The sequence below is a fragment of the Subdoligranulum sp. DSM 23681 genome, from assembly GCF_057005535.1.
Map to the genome: position 1 here is coordinate 1,641,727 of NZ_CM168050.1, position 21,985 is coordinate 1,663,711.

Annotated in this window: 22 protein-coding genes; 7 read left to right on the plus strand and 15 right to left on the minus strand. The window is 66.1% G+C overall.

Going from position 1 to position 21,985, the window contains the following annotated elements:
• Positions 1–379: 379 nt before the first annotated feature.
• A complete protein-coding gene (locus AC127K_RS07570; protein WP_483720084.1) occupies positions 380–1,003 on the minus strand; it encodes a hypothetical protein in 624 nt (207 codons plus the stop codon).
• Between the two features lie 788 nt (positions 1,004–1,791).
• Between AC127K_RS07570 and AC127K_RS07575 the strand changes: the two genes are divergently transcribed.
• From AC127K_RS07575 to AC127K_RS07585, 3 genes are read left to right on the plus strand one after another with little or no spacing between them, the layout of a single operon-like run.
• Positions 1,792–2,292 (plus strand): RNA polymerase sigma factor, encoded by a 501-nt coding sequence (locus tag AC127K_RS07575; protein ID WP_483720085.1) that lies wholly within the window; start codon positions 1,792–1,794, stop codon positions 2,290–2,292.
• Positions 2,285–2,869, plus strand: coding sequence for a zf-HC2 domain-containing protein (locus AC127K_RS07580; RefSeq protein ID WP_483720086.1), 585 nt, complete (start codon positions 2,285–2,287; stop codon positions 2,867–2,869). The genes AC127K_RS07575 and AC127K_RS07580 overlap by 8 nt, the downstream gene beginning before the upstream one ends.
• Before the next feature lie 3 nt (positions 2,870–2,872).
• Complete coding sequence (locus AC127K_RS07585) at positions 2,873–3,658, plus strand: hypothetical protein (RefSeq protein WP_483720087.1); 786 nt, start codon at positions 2,873–2,875, stop codon at positions 3,656–3,658.
• A gap of 56 nt (positions 3,659–3,714) precedes the next feature.
• Here the strand turns inward: AC127K_RS07585 and cysK are convergent, their stop codons facing one another.
• On the minus strand, positions 3,715–4,650 hold the full coding sequence (cysK, locus tag AC127K_RS07590) for a cysteine synthase A (RefSeq protein ID WP_294540533.1): 936 nt from the start codon (positions 4,648–4,650) through the stop codon (positions 3,715–3,717).
• Between the two features lie 150 nt (positions 4,651–4,800).
• Here cysK and AC127K_RS07595 point away from each other — a divergent pair, with 150 nt between their 5' ends.
• Positions 4,801–6,777 carry a hypothetical protein gene (locus AC127K_RS07595; protein ID WP_483720088.1) on the plus strand — a complete coding sequence of 659 codons (1,977 nt, stop codon included), beginning with the start codon at positions 4,801–4,803 and terminating at the stop codon, positions 6,775–6,777.
• Between the two features lie 87 nt (positions 6,778–6,864).
• Here the strand turns inward: AC127K_RS07595 and AC127K_RS07600 are convergent, their stop codons facing one another.
• From AC127K_RS07600 to AC127K_RS07655, 12 genes are all read right to left on the minus strand, one after another.
• The gene (locus tag AC127K_RS07600; protein WP_483720089.1) at positions 6,865–7,923 is read right to left on the minus strand and encodes a glycosyltransferase family 2 protein; all 1,059 of its coding nucleotides are present in this window, start codon (positions 7,921–7,923) and stop codon (positions 6,865–6,867) included.
• Positions 7,899–9,206, minus strand: a complete 1,308-nt coding sequence (locus AC127K_RS07605; protein WP_483720090.1) for a glycosyltransferase family 4 protein — start codon at positions 9,204–9,206, stop codon at positions 7,899–7,901. The genes AC127K_RS07600 and AC127K_RS07605 overlap by 25 nt, the downstream gene beginning before the upstream one ends.
• 5 nt (positions 9,207–9,211) lie before the next feature.
• Positions 9,212–10,198 carry a glycosyltransferase family 2 protein gene (locus AC127K_RS07610; protein ID WP_294540541.1) on the minus strand — a complete coding sequence of 329 codons (987 nt, stop codon included), beginning with the start codon at positions 10,196–10,198 and terminating at the stop codon, positions 9,212–9,214.
• 30 nt (positions 10,199–10,228) lie between these two features.
• The gene (locus AC127K_RS07615) at positions 10,229–11,248 is read right to left on the minus strand and encodes a glycosyltransferase family 2 protein (protein WP_483720091.1); all 1,020 of its coding nucleotides are present in this window, start codon (positions 11,246–11,248) and stop codon (positions 10,229–10,231) included.
• 79 nt (positions 11,249–11,327) lie between these two features.
• Complete coding sequence (locus tag AC127K_RS07620; protein ID WP_483720092.1) at positions 11,328–12,353, minus strand: glycosyltransferase family 2 protein; 1,026 nt, start codon at positions 12,351–12,353, stop codon at positions 11,328–11,330.
• Positions 12,350–13,627 carry a glycosyltransferase family 4 protein gene (locus AC127K_RS07625; RefSeq protein WP_483720093.1) on the minus strand — a complete coding sequence of 426 codons (1,278 nt, stop codon included), beginning with the start codon at positions 13,625–13,627 and terminating at the stop codon, positions 12,350–12,352. The genes AC127K_RS07620 and AC127K_RS07625 overlap by 4 nt, the downstream gene beginning before the upstream one ends.
• Positions 13,624–14,847, minus strand: a complete 1,224-nt coding sequence (locus tag AC127K_RS07630) for a glycosyltransferase (protein WP_483720094.1) — start codon at positions 14,845–14,847, stop codon at positions 13,624–13,626. Before AC127K_RS07630 ends, AC127K_RS07625 begins: the two co-directional genes overlap by 4 nt.
• Positions 14,848–14,859: 12 nt before the next feature.
• Positions 14,860–15,855: a glycosyltransferase family 2 protein gene (locus tag AC127K_RS07635; protein ID WP_483720095.1), complete on the minus strand. Its 996-nt coding sequence runs from the start codon at positions 15,853–15,855 to the stop codon at positions 14,860–14,862.
• On the minus strand, positions 15,852–16,961 hold the full coding sequence (locus AC127K_RS07640) for a glycosyltransferase (protein WP_483720096.1): 1,110 nt from the start codon (positions 16,959–16,961) through the stop codon (positions 15,852–15,854). Before AC127K_RS07640 ends, AC127K_RS07635 begins: the two co-directional genes overlap by 4 nt.
• Before the next feature lie 16 nt (positions 16,962–16,977).
• Entirely contained in the window at positions 16,978–17,850 is an 873-nt protein-coding gene (locus tag AC127K_RS07645) for a PPK2 family polyphosphate kinase (RefSeq protein WP_483720097.1), read from the minus strand.
• A 74-nt stretch (positions 17,851–17,924) separates the two neighbouring features.
• Positions 17,925–18,251 (minus strand): branched-chain amino acid transporter permease, encoded by a 327-nt coding sequence (locus tag AC127K_RS07650; RefSeq protein ID WP_294540557.1) that lies wholly within the window; start codon positions 18,249–18,251, stop codon positions 17,925–17,927.
• On the minus strand, positions 18,244–18,933 hold the full coding sequence (locus AC127K_RS07655) for an AzlC family ABC transporter permease (protein WP_294540559.1): 690 nt from the start codon (positions 18,931–18,933) through the stop codon (positions 18,244–18,246). The genes AC127K_RS07650 and AC127K_RS07655 overlap by 8 nt, the downstream gene beginning before the upstream one ends.
• Positions 18,934–19,110: 177 nt before the next feature.
• On the opposite strand from AC127K_RS07655, the gene AC127K_RS07660 reads away from it, so the two are divergent.
• Positions 19,111–19,914, plus strand: a complete 804-nt coding sequence (locus AC127K_RS07660; RefSeq protein ID WP_483720098.1) for a hypothetical protein — start codon at positions 19,111–19,113, stop codon at positions 19,912–19,914.
• Positions 19,915–19,969: 55 nt separating this feature from the next.
• Here the strand turns inward: AC127K_RS07660 and AC127K_RS07665 are convergent, their stop codons facing one another.
• On the minus strand, positions 19,970–20,143 hold the full coding sequence (locus AC127K_RS07665) for a FeoB-associated Cys-rich membrane protein (protein WP_294540563.1): 174 nt from the start codon (positions 20,141–20,143) through the stop codon (positions 19,970–19,972).
• A 201-nt stretch (positions 20,144–20,344) separates the two neighbouring features.
• Here AC127K_RS07665 and AC127K_RS07670 point away from each other — a divergent pair, with 201 nt between their 5' ends.
• Complete coding sequence (locus AC127K_RS07670; RefSeq protein ID WP_294540564.1) at positions 20,345–20,719, plus strand: Fur family transcriptional regulator; 375 nt, start codon at positions 20,345–20,347, stop codon at positions 20,717–20,719.
• 202 nt (positions 20,720–20,921) lie between these two features.
• Positions 20,922–21,983 (plus strand): sensor histidine kinase, encoded by a 1,062-nt coding sequence (locus AC127K_RS07675; RefSeq protein WP_294540566.1) that lies wholly within the window; start codon positions 20,922–20,924, stop codon positions 21,981–21,983.
• Positions 21,984–21,985: the final 2 nt, after the last annotated feature.

The window sequence follows — 21,985 nt, forward strand, 5'->3', positions numbered from 1 at the left end:
CGCGGGACGGCGTTTTTGCGTGTGGGGGATAGGCCCCCCGGGCCCTGCTGTGGTATACTGGGCCGGAAGGTCACGGGCTGACAAGCGAAAACCCCGCGGCAGGGCGGGGTGGAGCGGGAGACTGTTGTTTGCCTCTCCCGGAAGGTCACGGGTGAAATAAGAAAACCCCGCGGCAGGGCGGGGAGAGCGGGAGACTGTTGTTTGCCTCTCCCGGAAGGTCACGGGTGAAATAAGAAAACCCCGCGGCAGGGCGGGGACACCGGGAGGCTGTTGTTTGCCTCTCCCGGAAAGGTCACGGGTGAAATAAGAAAACCCCGCGGCAGGGACCGCGGGGCAGGTAGGTTGATTCAGAAAAGAGATACGGTCAGGGACTCCGTACTCACAGGCCGAGAGCCTTCAGGTAAGCGGCTTCCCGGGCGGCGATCTGCGCCTGGTAAGCGGCGATGGCGGCCTCATAGGCAGCGTTCTCGCTCAGCTGCTGGGCCTTGGCGGCGTTGGCAGCGGACTGCACGGCGGCGTTGGCGGCCAGCTGCTGCTGGTGGGCAGCCTTGCCGGCGGCGATGATGGCTTCACCCTCAGCCTTTGCCTTGGCGGCGGCCTGGGCCTGGTATGCCTTCACGGCGGCGATGTACGCGGCTTCCTTGGCGGCGTTCTGGGCCTGGTAGTCTTTAATGGCGGCCATGTAGGCGGCGTTCTTGTTCAGCTGCTCCTGATGAGCGGCGTTGGCGGCTGCCATGATGGCGTCGTTGGCGGCCAGCTGCTGCTGATGGGCAGCCTTGCCGGCGGCGATGATGGCTTCGCCTTCGGCTTTCGCCTTGGCGGCGGACTGGGTCTGGTAGGACTTGACGGCGGCTGCGTATGCTTCCTCCCGGGCGGCGATCTGGTTCTGATAGGCCTTGACGGCTGCCAGATAGTCGCTGTTGGCGTCGGCGAACGCAGGCATGGCCATCACGCTGAACATGGCAATGGCCAGCAGGGCGGCGAACAGCTTCTTCATTTTCATCACGGAAACCTCCTTCATATGCCGTGTTTCGGGTCACGGCTTGTTGTCTTTAGTATACGCCAAAAGTCCAGATTTTGCAACGGATTTTCATTCGCTGTTTTCACACAATTTTCGCAAATTCTCTTGTATATAATCACAAAACTTTCACAATTGGGAAACGGGTGTTTTATAAAATCACGAAAATACGATATTTTTGAAAAATCCGGGATTTGTGCGGTCATGTGGGTGTGAAAAACAGCGGATTTTGGCCGGAAACGGCTGTCCTTTGTGCGTGGACGCGGCGAGCGGCCCTTCCGGGCGGGAAAATCCGCGCAGAAACAGGGTATGCGGCGGGTGGAAAGCGCAGAACCGGGACGGCCCCAAAAGCCTCCCCGGTGCAAGGGGCGGTGCCGCACAGCGGCGGAGGGAGGCGTTGCTTCTTGGCAGACGGCAGTCTGCCGGGGTGTCCTTCCTTTTGTGACCAAAAGGAAGCGAAAAGTCCCACCGTTTCGATGCGGTGGACGCCGACCAGGGTTTCACCCTGGACCCGGTGCGGCCACCTTACGACGGCCTACGCAGGTCCTGGGGGACCTGCGCAAGGAATGGATTTTAATGGCACGGCCAGCGGGTTGGTTGTAAATATGGGAGAGCGCGACTGGTTCAGCAACAACCCTGCCGGATACTTCTCCTTGCACAGGGGAGCCCATCTCACGTCCGCAAAAAATCTTTTTCCCCCTGTAACAAAATCCCCCCAGCCGGTCACTGTATGACAAGAGCGCTCGAAAAAACCAGGAGAAAGGAGGGTGGGCATGGCCATACCGGAACTGGAAACCCTGTACAACACATACAAGACCCCGCTGTACCGGTACCTGCTGCATCTGTGCCGGGACCCCCACCGGGCCGAGGACCTGCTGGCCGATACCTTTCTGCGGGCGCTGCGCTGCCTGCCCGCCTACCGGGGGGAGGGCAGCATCAAGGCATGGCTCTTCGGGCTGGCCCGCAACATCTGGCTGGAGGACCTGCGCCGCAGCCGCCCCACCCTGGAATATGACGACATGCTGGGCCTGTATGTGGACGACCGTCTGGCCGAAAATGCCGACGCCCGCCGCAAGCTGGACCGGGTGCGGCAGCTGCTGGCGGAAAAAGGCCCGCCCGCGTCGGAAGTGGTGATGCTGCGGGCGCAGGGGTACGCCTACGCCGAGATCGCCGACCGGCTCAAGATCACCGAAAACAGCGCCCGGGTCATGGAACACCGCACCCGGACCTGGCTCAAATCCACCTTACAGAAGGAGGGGCTCTGGAATGACTGAACATACCACGCCGCGGCAAAGCGGCATTTCCTGCGATGTGTGCCGGGACCTGGCACCTCTGGTGGCCGACGGGGTGGCCAGCGCCGACAGCGCCGCCCTGGTCAAAGAACACCTGGCCCGGTGCGAAGCCTGCCGGGCGGAATTTCCCGGACTTTGCCCGCAAGATACCGAAACGCCGGCCACACCCGCCCTGCCCGTTCCCGACGAGCGCCGGGTGCTGCGCCGGGTGCAGAACAAACTGACCCTGTGGCTGCTGGGCTTTCTGGTCCTGGGGCTGGGGGGCAGCATGCTGGTGGTCTTCAGCCCCCACAGCACCCTGGCCCTGCTCTGCTTCCCCCTGGTGTGCGGGGTCATCTGCTGGTTCGACGATTTCCTCTGGCGGCTGGTGCCGGTGCTGGCGGCGGTGGTCTGGTTCGTCTGGACCCTGGCCGCCGAACTGCCCTACTACACCAACTGGCAGAGGGCTGTGTTCAGCTCCGCCGTGGGGGCGCTCTGGCCCTTTGCGTTCTGCGTCATCGGGGCGCTGGCCGCTTCTCTCTTCAAATACGCCTTCGGCAAGACCGGAAAGGAGAAATAAACCATGAAAACCGGGAAAAAGAACCCTCTGCGCATTCTGGCCGGGGTGGCGGGGGCCCTCATTGTGGTGGGGCTGCTGCTGTTGGTGGACGGCATCACCGGCGACCCCATCAGCCGCCGTCTGGCGGACAACGGGGCCCTGGCCTACGCCGAAAAAGCCTACCCGGGCCAGACCTTCACCATCCTGGAAAGCGGCGGCGGACAGTGGTTCCGCTACTACGCCCGGGTGCAGAGCGAGCAAAGCCCCGACACCACCTTTCTGGTGGATACCTCCTTCTGGTTCTTCCGGCAGGGGGAGGAAGAGCGGGAGGTGGAGGGCCGCAACTGGACCCTGGTGCGCCAGGGCAAGGAGGGCGCCGAGGAACTCAGCGCCGCTTTGCACCAAGCCCTGCCCGACCTGGAACTGAACCCGGCCTTCAACGGCTGGCTGCCCGGAATGGCCTATGGCGACAGCCAAAACATGGATGTGGAGCTGGATCTGTGCTGGGACCCGGACAACGTGCGGGATGTGACCGGGTACGTGGACCTCTTCCCCCTGGATGCGCCCTTTGACAAGGCGGTGACCCAGAAGGTGCCCGACCGGGTGGTGGTGCAGGTGCTGTGGGACGGCACCCCCACCCAGGAAGATTACGACGCCACCCTTTCCCGACTCAAGGCCGCAGCGGAAGCCGCCGGATTTGCCATCGACTGGTACGACCTGACCCTGGTGCCCAAGGGCGGCAGCAGCACGGACTGGGAGGAAAAGGCCATCTTCGGCACCACCGCCGCCGCCGACATCCCCGCTCTGTAAGCATACAGAAAAACAGCCCCTCTCCCGTTTGGGAGAGAGGCTGTTTGTTGTTGCGTTTATTCTTCGGTGAACAGGGCGGTGGACAGGTACCGGTCGCCGGTGTCGGGCAGCAGCACCACGATGGTCTTGCCCGCGTTCTCCGGGCGCTTGGCCTGCTCGATGGCCGCCCACAGCGCCGTGCCGGAGGAGATGCCCGCCAGCACCCCTTCCCGCTTGGCCAGCATCCGGGCGGCGGCAAAGGAGTCCTCGGTGGTGGCGGTCATGACCTCGTCATAGATGCGGGTGTCTAGCACTTCGGGCACAAACCCGGCGCCGATGCCCTGCAGGGCGTGGGGGCCGGCCTTGCCGCCGGAGAGCACCGCGCTGTCGGCGGGCTCCACCGCCACGATGCGCACACCGGGCTTTTTCTCTTTCAGGTAACGGCCCACGCCGGTGATGGTGCCGCCGGTGCCCACCCCCGCCACAAACAGGTCCACGGCGCCGTCGGTGTCCTCCCAGATCTCGGGGCCGGTGGTGGCGATGTGGGCCGCCGGGTTGGCCGGGTTCACAAACTGCCCCGCCACCATGGCGTTGGGCAGCTCTTTGGCCAGCTCGTCCGCTTTGGCAATGGCCCCCGCCATCCCTTTGGCGCCCTCGGTGAGCACCAGCTCGGCGCCGTAGGCCTTCATCAGGGCACGGCGCTCGGCGCTCATGGTCTCGGGCATGACGATGATGACCCGGTATCCCCGGGCGGCCGCCACGCTGCACAGCCCGATGCCGGTGTTGCCGGAGGTGGGCTCGATGATCACCGAATCCGGCTTCAGGATGCCCTTGGCCTCGGCGTCGTCCAGCATGCTCTTGGCCACCCGGTCCTTCACCGACCCGGCGGGGTTCAGATATTCCAGCTTGGCCAGCACCCGGGCGTTCAGCCCCAGGTCGGCCTCCAGACGGGTCAGTTCCAGCAGCGGGGTGTGGCCGATCAGCTGATCGACCGAAGTGTAGATGCGGGCCATGGCGGCAACCTCCCTTTCCGACGAAAAAAATCCCACCGTATCCATAGTTTTCCCTGATTATACCCCCCATCCCGGCGGTTTGTCAAAAACCGTCCCCTGTGCTAAAATAAGACCAGATATCGCCCACGGGCGCAGGGAAAGGAAATGGCAATGCAAACAAAGGCAAACCGGCTGTGGGCCGGATTCTGGTGGCTGGCGGCGGCCGCCCAGCTGGTGTTTCTGTGCGCGGTGGCCCTGCGGGCCGGGGGCGCGGTCATTGATAACGATGCCGCCAAGGTCTACACCCATATGATGGCCATCTGGGAATCCGGTTCCCTGGTGGTACCGGACTGGCGGTACATCACCACCATGGAGCTGGACTGCACCACCCTGCTGGCCCTGCCCTTCTACGGGCTGACACACAACCCCGTGCTGGCCTTCTGGTGCGGCAACGGGGTTCTGCTGGCGGGGTGGGCGGCCCTGCTGGCCTTTCTGGTCCGCCGGCTGGGAGGCGGGCCGCGCCGGAGCGCCCTGGCGGTGCTGGCGGTGCTGCTGCCCTATGAATTCTACATGACCGGCTACTGGAACATGCTCTTCCTCAACGCCTCCCAGTACGCCTTCAAGGTCATGCTGCCCCTGCTGCTCACCGCCCTGCTGCTGGCCCCGCCCCGTCCCCGGCGGCGGGACTGGGGGCTGCTGGCCGTCTGTCTGGCCGGGTGCTGCCTCACCGCCTTTTCCAGCGGCATCTATGTGGCGGCCTGCGGTCTGGCCCCGGTGCTGGCGCTGTGGTGCTTCGGCTGGCTCAAGCACAGACAGCAGGCCGACCCCTACCGCCTTGCCTGCCTGGGGGGCAGCGTGGCCGCCACCCTGCTGGGGCTGGGGCTGCAGAAGGCCCTGGGCATAAAGACCACCGCCGCCTCCATGAACCTGAACTCCCTGGACACCCTGCGGGACAACGCCGCCAACTGCTTCATCGGCTTTTTCCGCCTCTTCGGGGCGGTGCCCGACGCGGCCACCCCGGTGTTCAGCGCGGCGGGCATCTCCTGCCTGCTGCGGACCGGACTGGCCGGGGGCGTGCTGGCCCTGGGCCTGTGGTGTACCGGCAAGGCATTGACCGGCACCCTGCCCCGGGAACTGGCCCCGGGAAAATACCTGCTTGCCATCTTCTGGTGGAACCTGGGGGTACTGCTGCTCACCGACACCCGTTACGGCGACCCCTATTTTGAATACCGCTACCACCTCATGGGGGCGGTGCCCCTGCTGGTGCTGGCGGCCTTTGCGGCGCCCACCCTGGTGCGGCGGCCGGTGCGGCTGCGGCGGGCGGGGATGGCCGCGGGCACCCTGGGCATGGCGGCCCTGGTGCTGGCGGTGGACACCGGTGCCGTGGGCAGCATCTGGCAGGCGGACGGCACCTTCGGGGTGAACGCCCGGGAGCGGGAACTGTGCGGGGTCATCAGTTCCATGGATGTGCAGGATGTGCTCATTGCGGGGGAGAGCAGCGTGGCCGAGGTCTGCGGTGCCCTGGACCCCACCCGGCGGTACATGATGCTCATGGATATGGGGGAGGGCGGCTGGATGTTGGGCACCTGGGACGGCCGCCTCACCGACACCGACGCCCTGGCCTATCAGAGCCCCGCCGCCATCGTCTGCTCCCACGAGACCTATGAGAACGGCGGCCTGGAGGGTTCCATCTCCGGCCACTGGACCTATTACGGCGAGACCGCCGACTTTGTGGTGCTGCGCACCGACGGCGCCCCCCTGGTGGACGGCCAGCCCGCCGGCCTGCCCTACGGGGAAGCGGCCATCGACTACCCCAATACCTCCTGGTACACCTGGACCGGCACCATAGACGCCGACCGCCGCCTGCACACCGACGGGGCGGGGGGCGAGGTACTGCGCTCCCCCGGGCTGGAACTGTACACCGGCACCCGCGTCACCCTGACCTGCGAAAGCGCCGGCACCGGCACCATCGGCAGCCTGCAGCTGTGGGGCACCGACGGCGCCCTGCTGGCCGAAGCGCCGGTCCCGGCGGGAAATGCCCAGGTCACCCTGGACGCCCCGGCGGGCAACGGAACGGTGCTCACCCTGACCCTGGACCCCGGCACCCAAGCGGTGGTGGGCCCCCTGCGGTTCGACGCCCTGGACTGAATAAACAAAGAAACGGCACATCGCGTTTGTGCAGCACTTGGCTGCAGGAAACGATGTGCCGTAGTTTTTTTGTAAAGAAATTTCGGTTCACGCCCGGTGCCAGCTGCCGCCCAGCAGGTAGTAGCCGCCCCAGTCCAGCTTGCCGAACAAGGGAGAACCGCTGCGGGCAGACCGGGCCAGCAGGGTCACCAGCAGCAGGCTGCGCCGGCGCAGGGGCAGGTAGTAGGGGCTGTAGCACCGTTTCCGGCGCATGTCGGCCAGCAGTCCGGCCAGCCAGGGATTTTTCAGGGCGGCCCGGGCCTTGGCCCGGCGGGCCGGCCGGGGACCGGGATCCCGGCGCAGGATATCCGCCACCCCTTCCCCGAACACCCGGACTTCCGCCCGCCACAGGGGCAGCAGGTCCTCCTCCGGGGCGCCGGCGGCCATTACCGCGTCGTTCAGCTTGGCAAAATGCCGGGGCCAGATCTCACAGTAATCGGGGTGGTATTTGGTGGACAGGGTCCCTTCCCGGCTGCAGTCGTAGAAGGTCAGGGCGTCCTCCATCACCCGGTAGACGAACCCGGGCTGTTCCCGGCCCAGCAGGTCGATGTAATCCAAAACGAACTGTAAATCTTCGCCAAGAGTATACTCTCTGTTGAATTTCAGCCGCTGGGCCAGCTCTGCCCGGTACAGTTTGTTCCAGGGCATGGCGATGAGGCAGTCCAGATACAGCCGTGCCAGGGCGGTCTGCTGGGCGGTGACGGCGTGGGGGCCCACCGGAGCGGTACAGCCCTCGTCGGTGGTGTAGTGCCACAGGACAAAGGCGCCGGGGGCCTGACGCTGCACGGTCAAAGCCGCCTGCAGCGCCCCCGGGCGCAGGGCGTCGTCCGCGTCCAGAAAGGCGATGAAGTCCGCCCGGGCGGCTGCCAGCCCCGCATTGCGGGCGGCGCTGACGCCGTTTCCGGGCTGATGGATGACCGTTACCCGGTCATCCCCGGCGGCGTACCGGTCGCACAGGGCGCCGCTGCCGTCGCTTCCGCCGTCATCCACCAGAATGCAGCTCACGCCTCCCTCCACCTGCTGGGCAAGAATGCTGTCCACACAGCGGGGCAGGGTTTTTTCGGCGTTCCAAACCGGCACGATCACACAGACGGCGGTTCGCTGCATACACTTCCTCCTTCTCCCTCTTGGGGAACGGGCCCCAGGCCCAGAAAATCGTACACGATCTGTACGAAGGTATCGTAAAAATGTTCCGGGGAGAACCGGCGGGCGGCTCTGGCCCCGGCCTCTCCCATCTGGGCCCGCAGTTCCGGGTGCTCATACAGCATCCGGATGGCCCAGCTCAGCTGTCCGGCCAGTTCGGGGCCCCGGTCCACCAGCACGGCCTGACTGCCTTCCAGGTATTCGGGCATGCCGCCGCTGCGGGTGGCCAGCACCGGCCGCCCGCAGGCCATGGCCTCCATGGCCACCAGTCCTGCGGCTTCCTCCACCAGGGTGGGCACGCACACCAGGTCCGCCAGCCGGTAGTATTCGGTCAGGCGCTCGTTGGGCACATAGCCGGTGAACCGGACCCGGCCCCCCAGCGCATTGGCCTGCTGTTCCAGGCGGCGCAGGAAGGGGCTGGACTGGGTCCGGCCGAAAAAGGGACTGCCCACAATGAGCAGCTTGATGCGGGGGTCTTCCAGGGCGGTCATGGCTTCCAGCAGTTTGTGGATGCCCTTGTCCGGCTCCAGACGCCCGCAAAACAGCACCACAAAATCGCCGGGGTCAAACCCCAGCGAAGCACGCAGGGCTTCGTCCGGCGCACCGGGGGTGAAGCGCTGCAGATCGATGCAGTTGTGTAAGATATACGCACGGCTGCGGTCCAGCGTGCTGGTTTTCAGATAATCGTCCCGGATGAATTCGCTCAGGGCCAGCACCCCGCCGTAGATCTCGTCCATGGTATGGCTGCAGGAAGTCTGCCCGTGGAGATGGGCCAGACATTTCTGCCGTCCGAACATCCGGCTGATGGCGCTGCACTGGGTCAGGGTGCCCCCTTCGGCCACGATCAGGTCGGGGGGCGGCAGTTCCAGCGCCAGGGAAAGCTGGACTTTCTGGTACCAGGGGTCATAGGGGGCGGCAATGCCGAAACACCGCTCGATGAACACCAGGGGCCAGTACCGGCGGGCCCCCTTGGGGCGGGCCACATAGAGCATCTTGGTGTGGCGGTATTCCTTGGCCTGGGCGGCGGCGTCCGGGTGGGGAATGCTGGCACACAGCAGGTCCAGCTTGCCCCGGCGCTCGTTTTCCCGGATGAGATGGGTCACCAGGGTCTCCACCGCGCCGCCCTGCACGGCGGGCACCGGCAGTTCCGGCGGCGGCACCAGCAGGATGCGGGGGGCATGGGGCGTATTGCGCCCCGAAGGCAGCAGGGGAACGGTGAACCTTGTTTTTTCCTTGGTCTCGACCATCAGACTCACTTCTTCAGCGGGCACAGGCTTTCCGCCGGCATCATGGACCAGCGGGCAGCGGACAGTTTTTCGGTCATCTTGAGCTGCTTGCAGTTGGGCAGGTAGCTGATGAGCCCCTGCATCAGGAACTGTTCCTTGGAAATGGCTTTCACCAGTTTGGGGGTGGGGTTCTGCTTGACCTTGGCGCACAGGAACAGATACCGGCGCCAGCAGGCGGCGTAGGCACAGTCGATGACGGTGCGGTTGGCCCCGTTCTCCACAAAGAAGCGGTACCGGTCGGCCAGACCGTCCACCGCGTCAAAGGCTTCGGGCTTCAGGTCGGTGCGGCAGATGCTGCCTCCCCGCAGGCGGTAGCAGTACAGGTGATCCTGCAGGCAGACCACCCGGTCGCACCGCCAGAACAACCGGTGGGCCACGAAGTCGTCCTCATGCAGGCGTCCTTCGGGATAATGCAGGAGCTTCCACACCTCGGCGCGGTAGAGTTTGTTCCAGGCCACGGTGTAGTAGGTGCCGTTGGGAGAATAGAAGTTGTTCAGCAGTTCCTTGCCCACAAACACGCCGGTGGCGGTGGGATCGGTGTAGGCGGGCGGGTCCAGGCTGTCGCCGTTTTCGGCCACGTCCTCCACCGCGCAGATGGCCATGTAGGCGTCGTGGGTCTCACAGGCCTCGTAGAGTTTTTTCAGGTATTCGGCGCGCAGGATGTCGTCCGAATCCACAAAGGCGTAATAGCGGCCCCGGGCGGCGTCAATGCCGGTGTTGCGGGCGGCCGAAAGCCCCTGGTTCTCCTGGTGGATGACCCGGACCCGGGCATCCCTGGCGGCAAAGGCATCGCACACTTCGCCGCAGCCGTCGGTGGAGCCGTCATCCACCAGAATGACCTCAAAGGGATGCGCAAAGGTCTTGCCCTGATCCAGGATGCTCTGGATGCACTCTTCCAGATAGGGTTTGGTGTTATAGATCGGTACAATGACACTGACCGCGATATGTTCCATGGTGATACCTCGTTCTCGATTCCGCAAATTTTACAGCCTTCCTTCGGCCGGACCGGCCGCGCGGCCCCAGATCCGGGCCAGCCCGTAAGCCAGCTCCGGAGAAAAACAGAACAGCAGCGCCCGCACCTTTTCAAACAGGGAAACGTGGGGGCAGCGCAGGATATCCGGCAAAACCGCCCGCAGGTGCTTCAGATGGAAGCCGAAGCCCTCCCGCAGTTCCTTCCGGTTGCCGGCGGCGCCCGCCAGACAGTAGAAGGTATAGAACACCTTCCAGTACCAGGCCACCGCCCAGCGGTACAGCTCGGTGGACCCGGGGCGCTGGGCAAAGTACAGCAGCCAGTCCCAGTACATGCGCAGGTCGTCCAGCTTGCGGGGCGGGAAGGCGGCGCCGGTCAGCTGCCCGGTGCGGGTGCGGTAATGGTAGAGCACGTCGGGCAGGCAGACAGCCCGCTCCCCCTCGAATACCAGATGGAGCACGCTGGCGTCATCCCCGAAGAACATGCTTTCATCGTAGCGCACCCCCTTGTCCCGGAAGGTGCGGATGTCAAAAAGCTTGTTCCAGCTCAGGGGGCCGTAGAAGCTGCCGGTCTGGAAGGTCTCCAGCAGCAGGTCCATGGCGTCGCAGACGCCGTGTTCCCGCTTGGCCACCATCCGTCCGGGGATGGTGGCGCCCTGTTCGTCGATGGCGTCGCCGGTGCAGGCCGCGATGCGCACCCCGGATTCCTGGATGGCGTTGTACAGCCGTTCGTACATGTCCGGCTCGATGAGATCGTCCGAATCCACAAAACCGATGTAGGCGCCCCGGGCGTTGTCCAGGCCCACATTGGCCGCCGAGGCGGGGCCGCCGTTGGGTTTGTGGAACACCCGGATGCGGGGGTCGGTCCTGGCCAGCTCGTCGCACAGTTCGCCGCAGCCGTTGGGGCTGCCGTCCTCCACCAGCAGCAGTTCAAAGTCGGTGAAGGTCTGGGCCAGGATGCTCTGCACCGTGCGGGGCAGGTACTCCCGGGCATTATAGACGGTGGTGACGATGCTGATCGTCGGTTGTGGCATGGGGCGGGCTCCTCTCGTCCTAAATTTTAACAGTTTTTGCCTTTGTTTGCAACGCATGGGCGGGGCCGGACCGGTTTTTTCAGGGGGCGCGGTACAAAATCCGGTTTTTTACGGCGGTGTATCCGGCCAGCAGCCCGGGCAGGTTCAGGGCTGTGCCCACCCGGTAAGGCAGGGCCAGCAGGGGGTGGTCGTCGGCGGCCAGGGACTGCCGCAGGGCGGCGCGGGCGTCGGTGTCGGACAGGATGCGGGCAAACAGGGCCCGCCGCCGGGAATAAGGCAGGGCACCGTCCCGCCCGGTGAGCAGGCCGTACTGGTTCAGGGCCGCCCGCACCCGGCTTTTGCGGCAGAAGTCCGCCACGGTCTTTTCCGGCAGGCCTTCCGCCCGCAGCAGGCGTTCCAGCACCGGGCGGGTGCGCGCCTCCGCGTCCAGCAGGTCCCCCCGCAGCCGGCGGGACAGACTGCCTTCTTCCAGGTCATTTTGTCTATAGTATACACCCGGCAGCGCATAAATGGCAGGGCGAATTTGTGAAAAAAGGGAAAATTCCAGGTTGAACAGCACGTCCTCGTTCACCGCCAGGGTCTCGTCGAACCGCAAAGGGCCCAGGGCCGCGGCGGAAAACACCTTGGAATAGGGGGCGGCCAGATACCCGCTCTCAAACAGCAGGGGGTCCAGGGCGGGGCCGGTGTCTTTCAGGCGTTCATACACCCCCGGCGCCAGAGGGCAGGGGGCGGGGCCGCTGGCCCGCTCCATGCCGAACAGCACCAGGGCGGGCCGGGCGGCCAGGGCGGGCGGCAGCGCCTGCCACAGCCCGGGCAGCAGCTGGTCGTCCGCGTCCACAAACAGGATCCATTCCCCGGCAGCGGCCTCCAGCCCGGTGTTCCGGGCGGCGGAAGCCCCGCCGTTTTCCCGGTGCAGGGCGGTGATGCGCCGGTCCTCCCCGGCCAGGGCGTCGCACAGGGCGGGGGTGGCATCGGGGCTGCCGTCATCCACCAGCAGCAGCTGCAGGTTTTGCGGCGCGCCGTCCAGCACGCTGTCCACCGCACGGCGCAGGGTGGCCGCGCAGCGGTAGCAGGGGATGATGACGGTGATGGGCGGCAGGCTCATAGGCTTTCCTCCCCGGTGATGGTCCGGTAGATGGCCAGCAGGGTCCCGGCGTTGGCGGCGGGGTCATGGGTGGCCAGGGCGCGGCGGCGGGCGGCCTGCCCCAGGGCGGCGGCCCGGCCGGGGTCCGAAAGCAGGGCGGCCAGGGCGTTGGAAAGGTTCTGGGCGTCCCCCGGCGGGCCGTACAGCATCCCTTCCTCCTCGCTCATCATGCTGGGGATGCCCCCGGCCCGGGCGGCGGCGCAGGGCAGCCCCAGGAGCATGGCTTCGCCCAGGCTGTTGGGGCTGTTCTCACAGTAGGAGGGCAGCACAAAGACATCGGCATCCAGATAGGCCTGCCGCATTTCCGCCTCCTGCAGGGGGCCGGTGTACTGTACATGGTGCTGCAGGCCGTTTTCCTTGATGAGCCGTGCGCACCAGGTCTGGTAGGGGAACATGGCCTCGATGACCGGGCGCAGCAGCGCCCCCTTGTCCAGGGGGCCCCATCCCGCCACCCGCAGCACCAGCCCGGGCCAGCGCCTGAGCAGCGCGGGCAGGGCCAGCAGCAGGGTGTGCAGGTTTTTCAGGGGGTAGTTGCCCTGGGTCAGAAGCAGCACCGGCGCGGTGCCGAAGGTCCGGGGCTGCCACAGGGGCTCGGTGTAAAAGGCGGGGCGCAGGGTCTCGTTGCAGGCAAAGTACCGGGCATCCGGAGCCAGGTCGGCCATGGCAGCCCGGTCAAACCCGGTGCGGCCGGTCACATACCGGGCCTGCCGCAAAAGGTCGGCCTCCGCCCGGGCCAGCCCGTCGAACCGGACCTGCATCTTGTCCAGCAGCTCCCCCGGCACCGCCCGGTCGATGAGCTTCTGCACCGGCCCGGAATGGAGATACCGGGCGGGCACGCCGTCGCACAGATGGGCCGCGCAGTCCCGCATGACCCCCTGGATGCCCACCAGGGCCGGGATGCCCAGCCCCAGGGCCGCCTGGTGCATGGCCGCGGCGGCGGGGTACTCGGTGCCCCAGATGTGGACCAGGTCGGGCTTTTCCGCCCGCAGCAGCATGGCAAAGGTATCCCGCTCCCCGTCGGGCAGGATGCGGTACCGCACCCCGCCCTTGCCCCCGGTCAGGGCGGTCTTGGCGCGGCTGTCCACGCTGCAGACGGTGAGGAAGGGGGCGTCCGGCCGGTTGGTCAGGGCATGCAGCTGCCCGGTCAGCCAGCCGCCGCTGACCTCCCCGGCCCGCAGGCCGCAGGCTTCGGCCGCCGCCGGGATGGTGATGCTCACCAGCCACAGTACCTTCATAGGGACTCTCCTTTCGCGGCCGGTGCGGCGTGCTGCAAGAACTGCCGTGCCACACAGGCGGGGGTGTATTCGGGAAAACAGGCTTCCGCCGTTTCAAAAGGCAGGGTGCGTCCGGCGTTTTCCGCCAGCCAGCGGCCCAGGGCGGGGGTGTCGGCCGCCTCCCGCCACACAAAGGCCAGGGGCCACCGGGCCAGATAGGGCAGGGCCGCGTCCCGGGGCCCCGCCGCCAGATGCAGCACCGGCTTGCCCGCCGCAAACACCTCAAAGAGTTTGCTGGGCAGCTGGTTGGACGCCGTGTTGCCGATGCTGATGAGCACCCCCGCCCGCCGTTCCAGGGCGGCGGCCTGCTGGTGGGGCACAGGACCCAGGATCTTCAGCCGGTCCCCCAGGGCGGCCTGGGCTTGGGCCCGCTGGGGGGCGAAGGCCTCCCATCCGCCCCCGGCCATGACCAGGGTCAGGCGGCTGTCCAGCCGGGGGAACAGCTGCAGCAGGGCGTCCGGGGTGCGCAGCCCGGGGTAAAGGGTGCCGCAGAAGGCACACAAAGTGGGGTCCGGGGCCTCCCGGGGCAGGGGCACCAGGCTGGGAAAACCCAGCTCCGACACCCTGCCCGCGCAGGGTTCCAGCGGCCCGCCCGGGGCATAGTCCGGGGCGGCCTGGGCGGTGATGTAGGTGTGGTCCAGGGCCTGCAGCAGCGCCCGCTCCCGGTCGTAGCCGCCGGGGGCATGGTAGCTCTCGTTGGCGGCGTAGGGGTCCATCTGCCACAAAAGCTTCCGGGCCCCGGGCAGAGCGGCCCCTTCCAACGCGAAGGCGGCCCGGTAGGGGGCGGCCACGGCGCAGACGGCGTCATAGGGCCGCTGCCGGTGCAGCGCCTCCATGGCCTTGCGGGCGGCGGTCACCCGCCGGGGGGCGTGCAGGGCAAACTGGCGCACCGCCGCCCCCACCGCCGCCGGGTGGGCGGCCAGACGCAGCAGCCGCAGGGGCACGGGGGTGCCCCCGGCGGCGCCGTTTTCCAGGGCCCGGTTCATGGCGGCCTCGTCGGCAAAGGGCAGGTCGTGGGTCACACAGCCCGTCACGGCGGGCGGGGCGTGGGTGCCGTCCCACAGTTCCAGGAGCTCCACTTCATGGCCCAAAGCGGACAAAGCCTCCGCCAGCCGCCGGCCCAGACGGGGGTTGGCGGCCGCGGGGGCTTCCACACTGTCAAACACAAACAGGATGCGCATGGCGGGCCCCTTTCAGCGTCGGTCTTTCAGCAGGCGGCGGCAGACCGCGGCCCACAGCACGGTGCAGTGGACGGTGGCAAAGGCCGAGACCCGGATGGACAAAGGCAGCCGGGGGTTGCGGCCCAGCCGCTTGTCCTCCAGCCCTGCCCGGATGCCCACGCACAGCTCTCCCAGCTGGATGCGGTAGCGGTCGGCGTCCTCCCGGCGCAGGATCATGCTGGCCAGATAGACCAGCTTTTCATAGTAGAAGGCATCCGCCGATTCCTGCATTTCGGGGGCGGCGTGCTGGCGGATGTAGATGGCCGCCCGACGCTGTTCGTCGATGCTGGCGGGGGCCAGCGGCCGGTGACTGGCCGAAGCGGCGTGCTGCCGGTAATGGTAGCCGTCGAAATCCACAAAGGCACAGCCCTCGATCTTGTTGAACACCTGCCAGTTGGCCATCAGGTCCTCGTTGAAGGCAAAGCCGTTGTCAAAGTCGGCGGGGTCCAGGATGCGGGCGGCATACACCTTGTTGCACAGGCTGAAATCCACCCGGTGGTCGTGGAGCAGGGCGTCCAGGTGGTCGGGGGCCATCATCCGCTGGGCCTCCTCCGGCACGGGGGCGTCGGCGGGCGGGGCGTCGGTGAAGCTGTCGTACCGGCAGCAGGCGGCGGGCAGGCCGCTGGACCGGGCCGCCCCGATGAGGGTGCGCAGGAATTCCGGGTGGTAGAGGTCGTCGGCGTCGCAGAAAGCCACCCAGCTGACCCCGTCGGCCCGGGCGGCGCGCACCCCGGCGGTGCGGGCCGCCGACACCCCGCACTGGGCCTGGTGCAGCACAAAAAACCGGTCGTCCCCGGCGGCAGCCTGCTCACACAGGGCACCGGAACCGTCGGTGGAGCCGTCGTCCACCAGGTAGCACCGGAAATCCGGCATGGTCTGGGCGGCGATGGCGGCAATACAGGCGGGCAGGTAGGCGGCGGCGTTGTACACCGGCACCACCACGGCGGCCAGGGCCGCCCCGGCGCTCATCCCTGCACCTCCTGGTAGCGGCGCAGATAGAATTCCTGCAAAATGCGGGCGCTGGTATGTATGTCGAACCCGGCGTCCATGGCCTGCTGCTGGGCGTTGGGGTTGCGGGTCAGGTCACTGTAATGGATGGCGTGGGCCCAGATGTCCGGGGACTTCAGGGGCAGGAAGGTCACGTTGGAGGCAAAGGCCGCCCCCCGGTCCACCGTGTCGGACACAAAGCAGGGCAGGCCCGCGGCCTGGGCTTCCACCAGCACCACCGGCAGCCCCTCGAACAGGCTGGGCAGCAAAAAGGCGTCCATGGCGGCGTAGAAGGCCTGCACGTTGGTGCGCACCCCCGCAAAGATCACCTTGTCCGCCACCCCCAGGGCTTTGGCCAGCTCCTTGATCTCCCCTTCCAGGGCGCCGCCGCCCAGCAGCAGCAGGCGGGCGTTGGGCTGCTTGGGCAGCAGCGCCGCAAAGATGCGCAGCAGCCCCGCATGGTTCTTCTGGGCGGAAAACCGGCCCACATGCCCCAGCAGCAGCTCGTCCTCCCGCACCCCCAGGTGCTCCCGCAGCTTTTGTCGGGCGTCGGGGGCGGGGTGGGCAAACCGGTCGGTGTCCACCCCGTTGGGCAGCACGGTGAAGGGGCTGGACCCGAACAGCATCTCCCCGGCCTTGCGGCTGCAGGCAAAGCGGTCGGTCAGGTCCTTGTTGAACCGGGCGCTCATCAGCTTGTCCAGTTTGCCCACCAGGTTGGGCTCGTAGGCGGTGTTGTGGCTGTGGCCCACCCGCACCGGCACCCCGCGGCGGCGGGCGGCGGCGTTGTAGAACATGCCGAAGCCGCTGTAATGGCCGTGGATGATGCGGTATTCCGGATGGGCGGCAAAAAAGGCGTCCAGCTGGTGCAGATACCGGGGCAGGTTATTGTCCTGCCGGACGGTCAGCTTGGTGATCTGCCCGCCCAGGGCCTGGATCTCATAGTCGTACAGACAGGGCTTGTCGTAATGGTACAGAAAATCAAACTGCACCAGGTCGCGGTCGATGGCACGGTAGACGTTCATCACAAAGGTCTCCATACCGCCGGCGTCCATGGCCGGCATCACCTGCAAAACACGGATCGGCGCCATGCTTCGCCTCCTTCTTTCAGTCTTCTTCTTCCAGCTGGCGGCGGCATTCCCGCAGCCGGGCCCGGGTCTCGTCGGACAGGGTGGGATATTCGTGGCAGCTCTGGCGCAGGGCGTCGGCCACCAGCTCGCTGACCAGATACCGGGTATACCATTTCTGGTCGGCGGGGATCACATACCAGGGACAGTCCGGGGTGGCGGTGGCGGTGATGACCTTCCCGATGACCTGGGCGTACTCGTCAAACAGCGCCCGCTCCTTCAGGTCGGATTCGGAGAACTTCCAGTTCTTGGCCGGGGTCTCGATGCGTTCCAGGAACCGCTCCTTCTGCTTCTCCTTGGATACGTTGAGGAAGATCTTCAGCACCCGGTATCCGTTCTCGTACAGATACCGCTCATAGTCCCGGATCTGGCGGTACCGGCGGCGGAAAAATTCCCGCTGGCCCGCCTCGGTGGTGCGGGGCGGCATGCGGTAGGTCTTCTGCAGGTCGTGGACCTGCACCACCAGCACGTCCTCGTAGTAGCTGCGGTTGAAGATGGCAATGCCGCCCCGGGGCGGCAGCGCCCGGTTGGCCCGCCACAGGAAATCGTGGGCCAGCTCCTCCGCCGAAGGCTGCTTGAAGCTGTGCACCGTCACCCCCTGGGGGTTCAGCCCGCCCATCACATGCTTCACGGTGCTGTCCTTGCCGGCGGCGTCCAGGGCCTGCAGAATGATGACCAGGCCCTCCCGCCCGTCGGCGTAAAAGCCGTCCTGCAGCCGGCCCATCTCCTCCAGATTGGCGGCGGTGCGGCTCAGGTATCTGGGTTTGTCCTCCCGGGCGTCTCCGGCGCCGGTGGGCAGGTCGGAAAGGGTGCAGGGCGTCTGCCCGTCAAAACGAAAACGATCGGCCGTCATACGTTTTCCTCCCGTTGGGAAATAGTTAAATCTAGTATACCCGCTTTGCCCCCGTTTCGCAAGGCGGCTGAGGCTCAGAACACCGTCTGCACCAGTACCATATAAAAGGCGGTGCCGCCCACGATGCTCAGCAGGGAATTGCGCTTCCACAGATAGCTGGCCACCACCAGGGCCCCCGCCAGAAGCTGGGGCACAAAGCCCCCCGCCCCGGCAAAGGAGAGGTCCTTGAGCCCGTACACCACCAGCATGCCCACGGTGGCGCAGGGAAATACCCGGCCCAGGTACACCGCCAGCCTGGGGGTGCGCCGCCCGCCCAGCAAAAGGAAGGGGGCAAACCGCAGGGCGGCGGTGACCAGGGCCATGACGGCCACCGCCGCTGCCAGATACAACGGGTCATTCATCCGGGGTCACCTCCTTCCGGGTGTCCTGTTTCTGCCCCAGGCTCCCCGCCAGCAGCAGGGCGGTGATGCCCGCCATGGCCGGGAGCAGGAACCGGTCGGGGCCGAAGACCGCCAGACACACCGCCGACACCCCCGCCCCGCACAAAGCGGGGAAATGGGTCTTGCTGTGCAGCCACTGGTCGGTGAAAACGGTGAGGAAGAGGGCGGTCAGGGCAAAGTCCACCCCCTGGGTGGAAAAGGGGACAACCTCCCCCAGCAGGGCCCCGGCCACGCTGCCCGCCACCCAGTACAGCTGGTCAAACAGGGACAGAAGCAGGCATTCCCGCACGCTGCGTCGGCCGTCGCACACCAGGGAATAGGTCTCGTCGGTGAGGGCGAAGATCAGGTAGGGCTTGGCCGCTCCGGCCTTGCGGTAGGGTTCCAGCATGGAGATGCCGTAAAACAGGTGTCGGGCGTTGACCATCAGGGTGGTCAGGGCCAGGGTGACCAGACTGGCCCCGCCGCTGAGCAGCCCCACCGCCGCGTACTGCATCGACCCGGCGTAAACGAACACACTCATGGCCAGGGCCCAGAAGGGGCTGTAGCCGGCGGCTTTCATCATCATGCCGAACCCGGCGCCCAGCACCAGGTATCCCGCCAGCACCGGCAGGCTGCTTTTGAAGGCGTTTCGGACGGTTTGCAAGGGACATCCACGCTCCTTTTATCCAACAGAATTCCGCACCCCGGGCGGGGGCTGTCCGCCCCGCCAAAAGGCGGCGGTGTTTTTTGGCCAGCCTGCATATTGCGGCGGCAGGCCGGGCCGCGGTATACTGAAACCGGATATACTCGCAGTTTCGTGCAAAATGAGGAGGTGCACCCCATGAAACACACCCGCATTCCCACCGCGGCCCTGCTGCTGGCGGTGTGCCTGCTTCTGGGCGGCTGTTCCCGGCATGACAGCGCCGCCGCGGCCGAGGTGCTGGCGGCGCTGTCCGCCACCGCCGCCCTGCCCGACTACGCCGTGGTGGCCGACACAAAAATGACGGTGGAAGGGGAAAACACACCCGCCGACGGCCTGAGCATGACCCAGCGCATGTGGCGCACCGGGGACGATGCCATGCAGAAGATGGCCACCTACGACGTGAACGGGGAACCGCTGTTTGAGAACGGCTCCGCCCTCATCGACGGGGTGTACTACTGGTTTGACGGCGAAAGCTGGTCCCGGGACGACACCGGCATCGCGGCGGCGGCCAACCTGACCTGGATGCCCCTGGTCAGCTGGCCGGAGGAGGAGAAGGACGTGACCGTGACCCGATCCGACGGGGTGTACACGGTGGAAATCGGGGAAGGGGCCTTCCCCGCCATGATCGAAGAGCAGCTGGCGGCCATGGAGGCGGAGGAACAGGCCCTCATCGACCGGGGTCTGGCCAGCGACGCCCAGGAGCGCCGGCAGGCCCGGGAAAGTGCCGCCCGGGCGCAGTATGAGGAACTGCGCTACACCATTGAAGTGGAGGACGGTCTGGCTGTGTCCTGCACCACCTATTCCCGGGTGCGGCAGCCCGCCGCCGGACAGGACACCGCCGAAGACGCCGCCATGCCGGTGAGCGAGATCACCTATACCTGGCGCCTTACCGGCACCGACGCCGCCGCCATTGCCGACATCATCGGGGAAGCCGCCGCCTGACACCCCGGCGCCGCTTGCACAAAAGGCCCCCGGCCGCAAGCCGGGAGCCTTTGGGTCAGTTTTCTTTGTGTTGGGGATTCTTGGGGTCGGCGGCGTCCTCACAGCGATGGCGGCAGGCGGCGCAGTTGCCGCCGCAGCCCCCGTGCCAGCCGCCTTCCTGGTTGGAGATGAAAACGATGGCCACGGCCAGCACCACGAACACCAGGATCAGGATCACAAAACCCGGCATGGACAAAAGACCTCCTTGCGTTTGCTGTCCCCAACAGTATACCACAGCCCGCGCCCGAAAAAAAGCCCGGGGAAGGAAAAGCGCGGCTGCAGGCTGAAAATTCTTTTGGCACATCTTGACGGTTGCACGCTGAGAAGTATAGTATTATAGTGTATATGCGAATACGTCGTATTCGCCAGTTTACAGGTTGGTGAGAAAAAAATGAATTATTCGTGGCAAAGACAACTGATCATCGAGACGATCCAGAAGACCAGGGAGCACATGACCGCCGCCCAGATCTACCAGCTCACGCGGAAAAACTGTCCGCACCTGAGCCTGGGCACGGTGTACCGCAACCTGAACCTGCTGGTGGAGACCGGCAAGCTGCGGCGCATCGGGGTCCCGGGGGAAGCGGATCGCTTTGACTGGGAACTGACCGAGCACCAGCACCTGTACTGCCGCAAGTGCAAGCGGGTGAGCAACCTGCCGGTATCCACCGACAAACTCAGTGAGCTGGTGGCGTCCTGCCCGGGCATCAAGGCGGAAAGTTTCAACTTCATCGTGACCGGACTGTGCGCGGAATGCGCCGGCAACTGAGACCCGCTCCTGCCGGAGAAGAGAAGGTCGTTTTTGGCGCCCCAGCGCCGGAAACGGCTTTTTTATTTGGCTCTTGCCAGAACCGGCAAAACGTGGTAGTCTGTAAGGAATCCGCGGGGGGCGGTTTTAGCCGCATCTTTGCCCGGGGTATGCTATAATAGCATCGGCGGCCTGCGGGCCGTAGAAAGGGAGGAAGGCACCTATGTTCAATCCCCGCGCCGTGGTGCGGGACGCGGCCGTCACCCTGCTGATCCTGGCGGGGGCCCTGGCCGGATGCTGGCTGCTCCAGCAGACCACCCCGTCCCAGACCCTGGTGCCGGCCATCTTCGTGCTGGCGGTGGACCTGATCGCCCTGGTCACCGACGGTTATACCTACGGCATCGCCGCCTCCCTCATCAGCGTGCTGGCGGTGAACTATGTGTTTACCGCCCCGTATTTTGTCTTCAACTTCACCGTGCCGGAAAACATCCTCTCCACCGCCATCATGCTGGCGGTGACCATCATCACCAGCACCCTGACCACCCAGCGCAAGCGCCAGGACCAGGTGCGCAGCGAGACCGCCCGGGAATCCATGCGGGCCAACCTGTTAAGGGCCATCTCCCACGACCTGCGCACCCCCCTGACCACCATCTACGGTTCCTGTTCCGCCATCATCGAAAACTATGACCGCCTGCCCAAGGCCCAGCAGATCAAGCTGCTGGGGGAGGTGCGGGAGGAGGCGGACTGGCTCATCCGGATGGTGGAAAACCTGCTCTCGGTCACCCGCATCGACGGGGGCAAGGTGCGCATCGTCAAGACCCCCACCGTGCTGGAGGAACTCATCGACAGCGTGCTCATCAAGTTCCGCAAGCGGTACCCGGGCCAGCCGGTGCAGGTGGACATCCCGGAGGATTTCCTCAGCATCCCCATGGACGCGGTGCTCATCGAGCAGGTCATCATCAATCTGCTGGAAAACGCGGTGCAGCACGCCGCGGGCATGACCGAGCTGGGACTGCGGGTCTATTGCAAGGACGGCAAGGCGGTGTTTGAGGTGGCGGACAACGGCTGCGGCATTCCCCGGGACCGGCTGGACAGCCTGTTCGACGGGCGGATGGACGGGGCCGACGGCCACAAGAATATGGGCATCGGGCTTTCGGTGTGCGCCACCATCATCCGGGCCCACGGGGGCACCATCACCGGGGGCAACCGCCCCCAGGGCGGCGCGGTCTTCCGCTTTGCCCTGGACCTGGACCCCGACGCCGATCCCGCCGAGAAGGAGGCCTGACC

Coding starts and splice junctions, on each gene's coding strand:
- AC127K_RS07635 (WP_483720095.1), bottom strand. CDS start 15,855: ATGAGCGCCGGGGCGGCCCTGGCCGCCGTGGTGGTGCCGGTGTACAAC.
- AC127K_RS07605 (WP_483720090.1), bottom strand. CDS start 9,206: ATGGTCGAGACCAAGGAAAAAACAAGGTTCACCGTTCCCCTGCTGCCT.
- AC127K_RS07620 (WP_483720092.1), bottom strand. CDS start 12,353: ATGAGCCTGCCGCCCATCACCGTCATCATCCCCTGCTACCGCTGCGCG.
- AC127K_RS07640 (WP_483720096.1), bottom strand. CDS start 16,961: ATGGCGCCGATCCGTGTTTTGCAGGTGATGCCGGCCATGGACGCCGGC.
- AC127K_RS07575 (WP_483720085.1), top strand. CDS start 1,792: ATGGCCATACCGGAACTGGAAACCCTGTACAACACATACAAGACCCCG.
- AC127K_RS07570 (WP_483720084.1), bottom strand. CDS start 1,003: ATGAAAATGAAGAAGCTGTTCGCCGCCCTGCTGGCCATTGCCATGTTC.
- AC127K_RS07615 (WP_483720091.1), bottom strand. CDS start 11,248: ATGCCACAACCGACGATCAGCATCGTCACCACCGTCTATAATGCCCGG.
- cysK (WP_294540533.1), bottom strand. CDS start 4,650: ATGGCCCGCATCTACACTTCGGTCGATCAGCTGATCGGCCACACCCCG.
- AC127K_RS07650 (WP_294540557.1), bottom strand. CDS start 18,251: ATGAATGACCCGTTGTATCTGGCAGCGGCGGTGGCCGTCATGGCCCTG.
- AC127K_RS07645 (WP_483720097.1), bottom strand. CDS start 17,850: ATGACGGCCGATCGTTTTCGTTTTGACGGGCAGACGCCCTGCACCCTT.
- AC127K_RS07625 (WP_483720093.1), bottom strand. CDS start 13,627: ATGAAGGTACTGTGGCTGGTGAGCATCACCATCCCGGCGGCGGCCGAA.
- AC127K_RS07675 (WP_294540566.1), top strand. CDS start 20,922: ATGTTCAATCCCCGCGCCGTGGTGCGGGACGCGGCCGTCACCCTGCTG.
- AC127K_RS07665 (WP_294540563.1), bottom strand. CDS start 20,143: ATGCCGGGTTTTGTGATCCTGATCCTGGTGTTCGTGGTGCTGGCCGTG.
- AC127K_RS07610 (WP_294540541.1), bottom strand. CDS start 10,198: ATGGAACATATCGCGGTCAGTGTCATTGTACCGATCTATAACACCAAA.
- AC127K_RS07660 (WP_483720098.1), top strand. CDS start 19,111: ATGAAACACACCCGCATTCCCACCGCGGCCCTGCTGCTGGCGGTGTGC.
- AC127K_RS07580 (WP_483720086.1), top strand. CDS start 2,285: ATGACTGAACATACCACGCCGCGGCAAAGCGGCATTTCCTGCGATGTG.
- AC127K_RS07585 (WP_483720087.1), top strand. CDS start 2,873: ATGAAAACCGGGAAAAAGAACCCTCTGCGCATTCTGGCCGGGGTGGCG.
- AC127K_RS07595 (WP_483720088.1), top strand. CDS start 4,801: ATGCAAACAAAGGCAAACCGGCTGTGGGCCGGATTCTGGTGGCTGGCG.
- AC127K_RS07670 (WP_294540564.1), top strand. CDS start 20,345: ATGAATTATTCGTGGCAAAGACAACTGATCATCGAGACGATCCAGAAG.
- AC127K_RS07630 (WP_483720094.1), bottom strand. CDS start 14,847: ATGCGCATCCTGTTTGTGTTTGACAGTGTGGAAGCCCCCGCGGCCGCC.
- AC127K_RS07600 (WP_483720089.1), bottom strand. CDS start 7,923: ATGCAGCGAACCGCCGTCTGTGTGATCGTGCCGGTTTGGAACGCCGAA.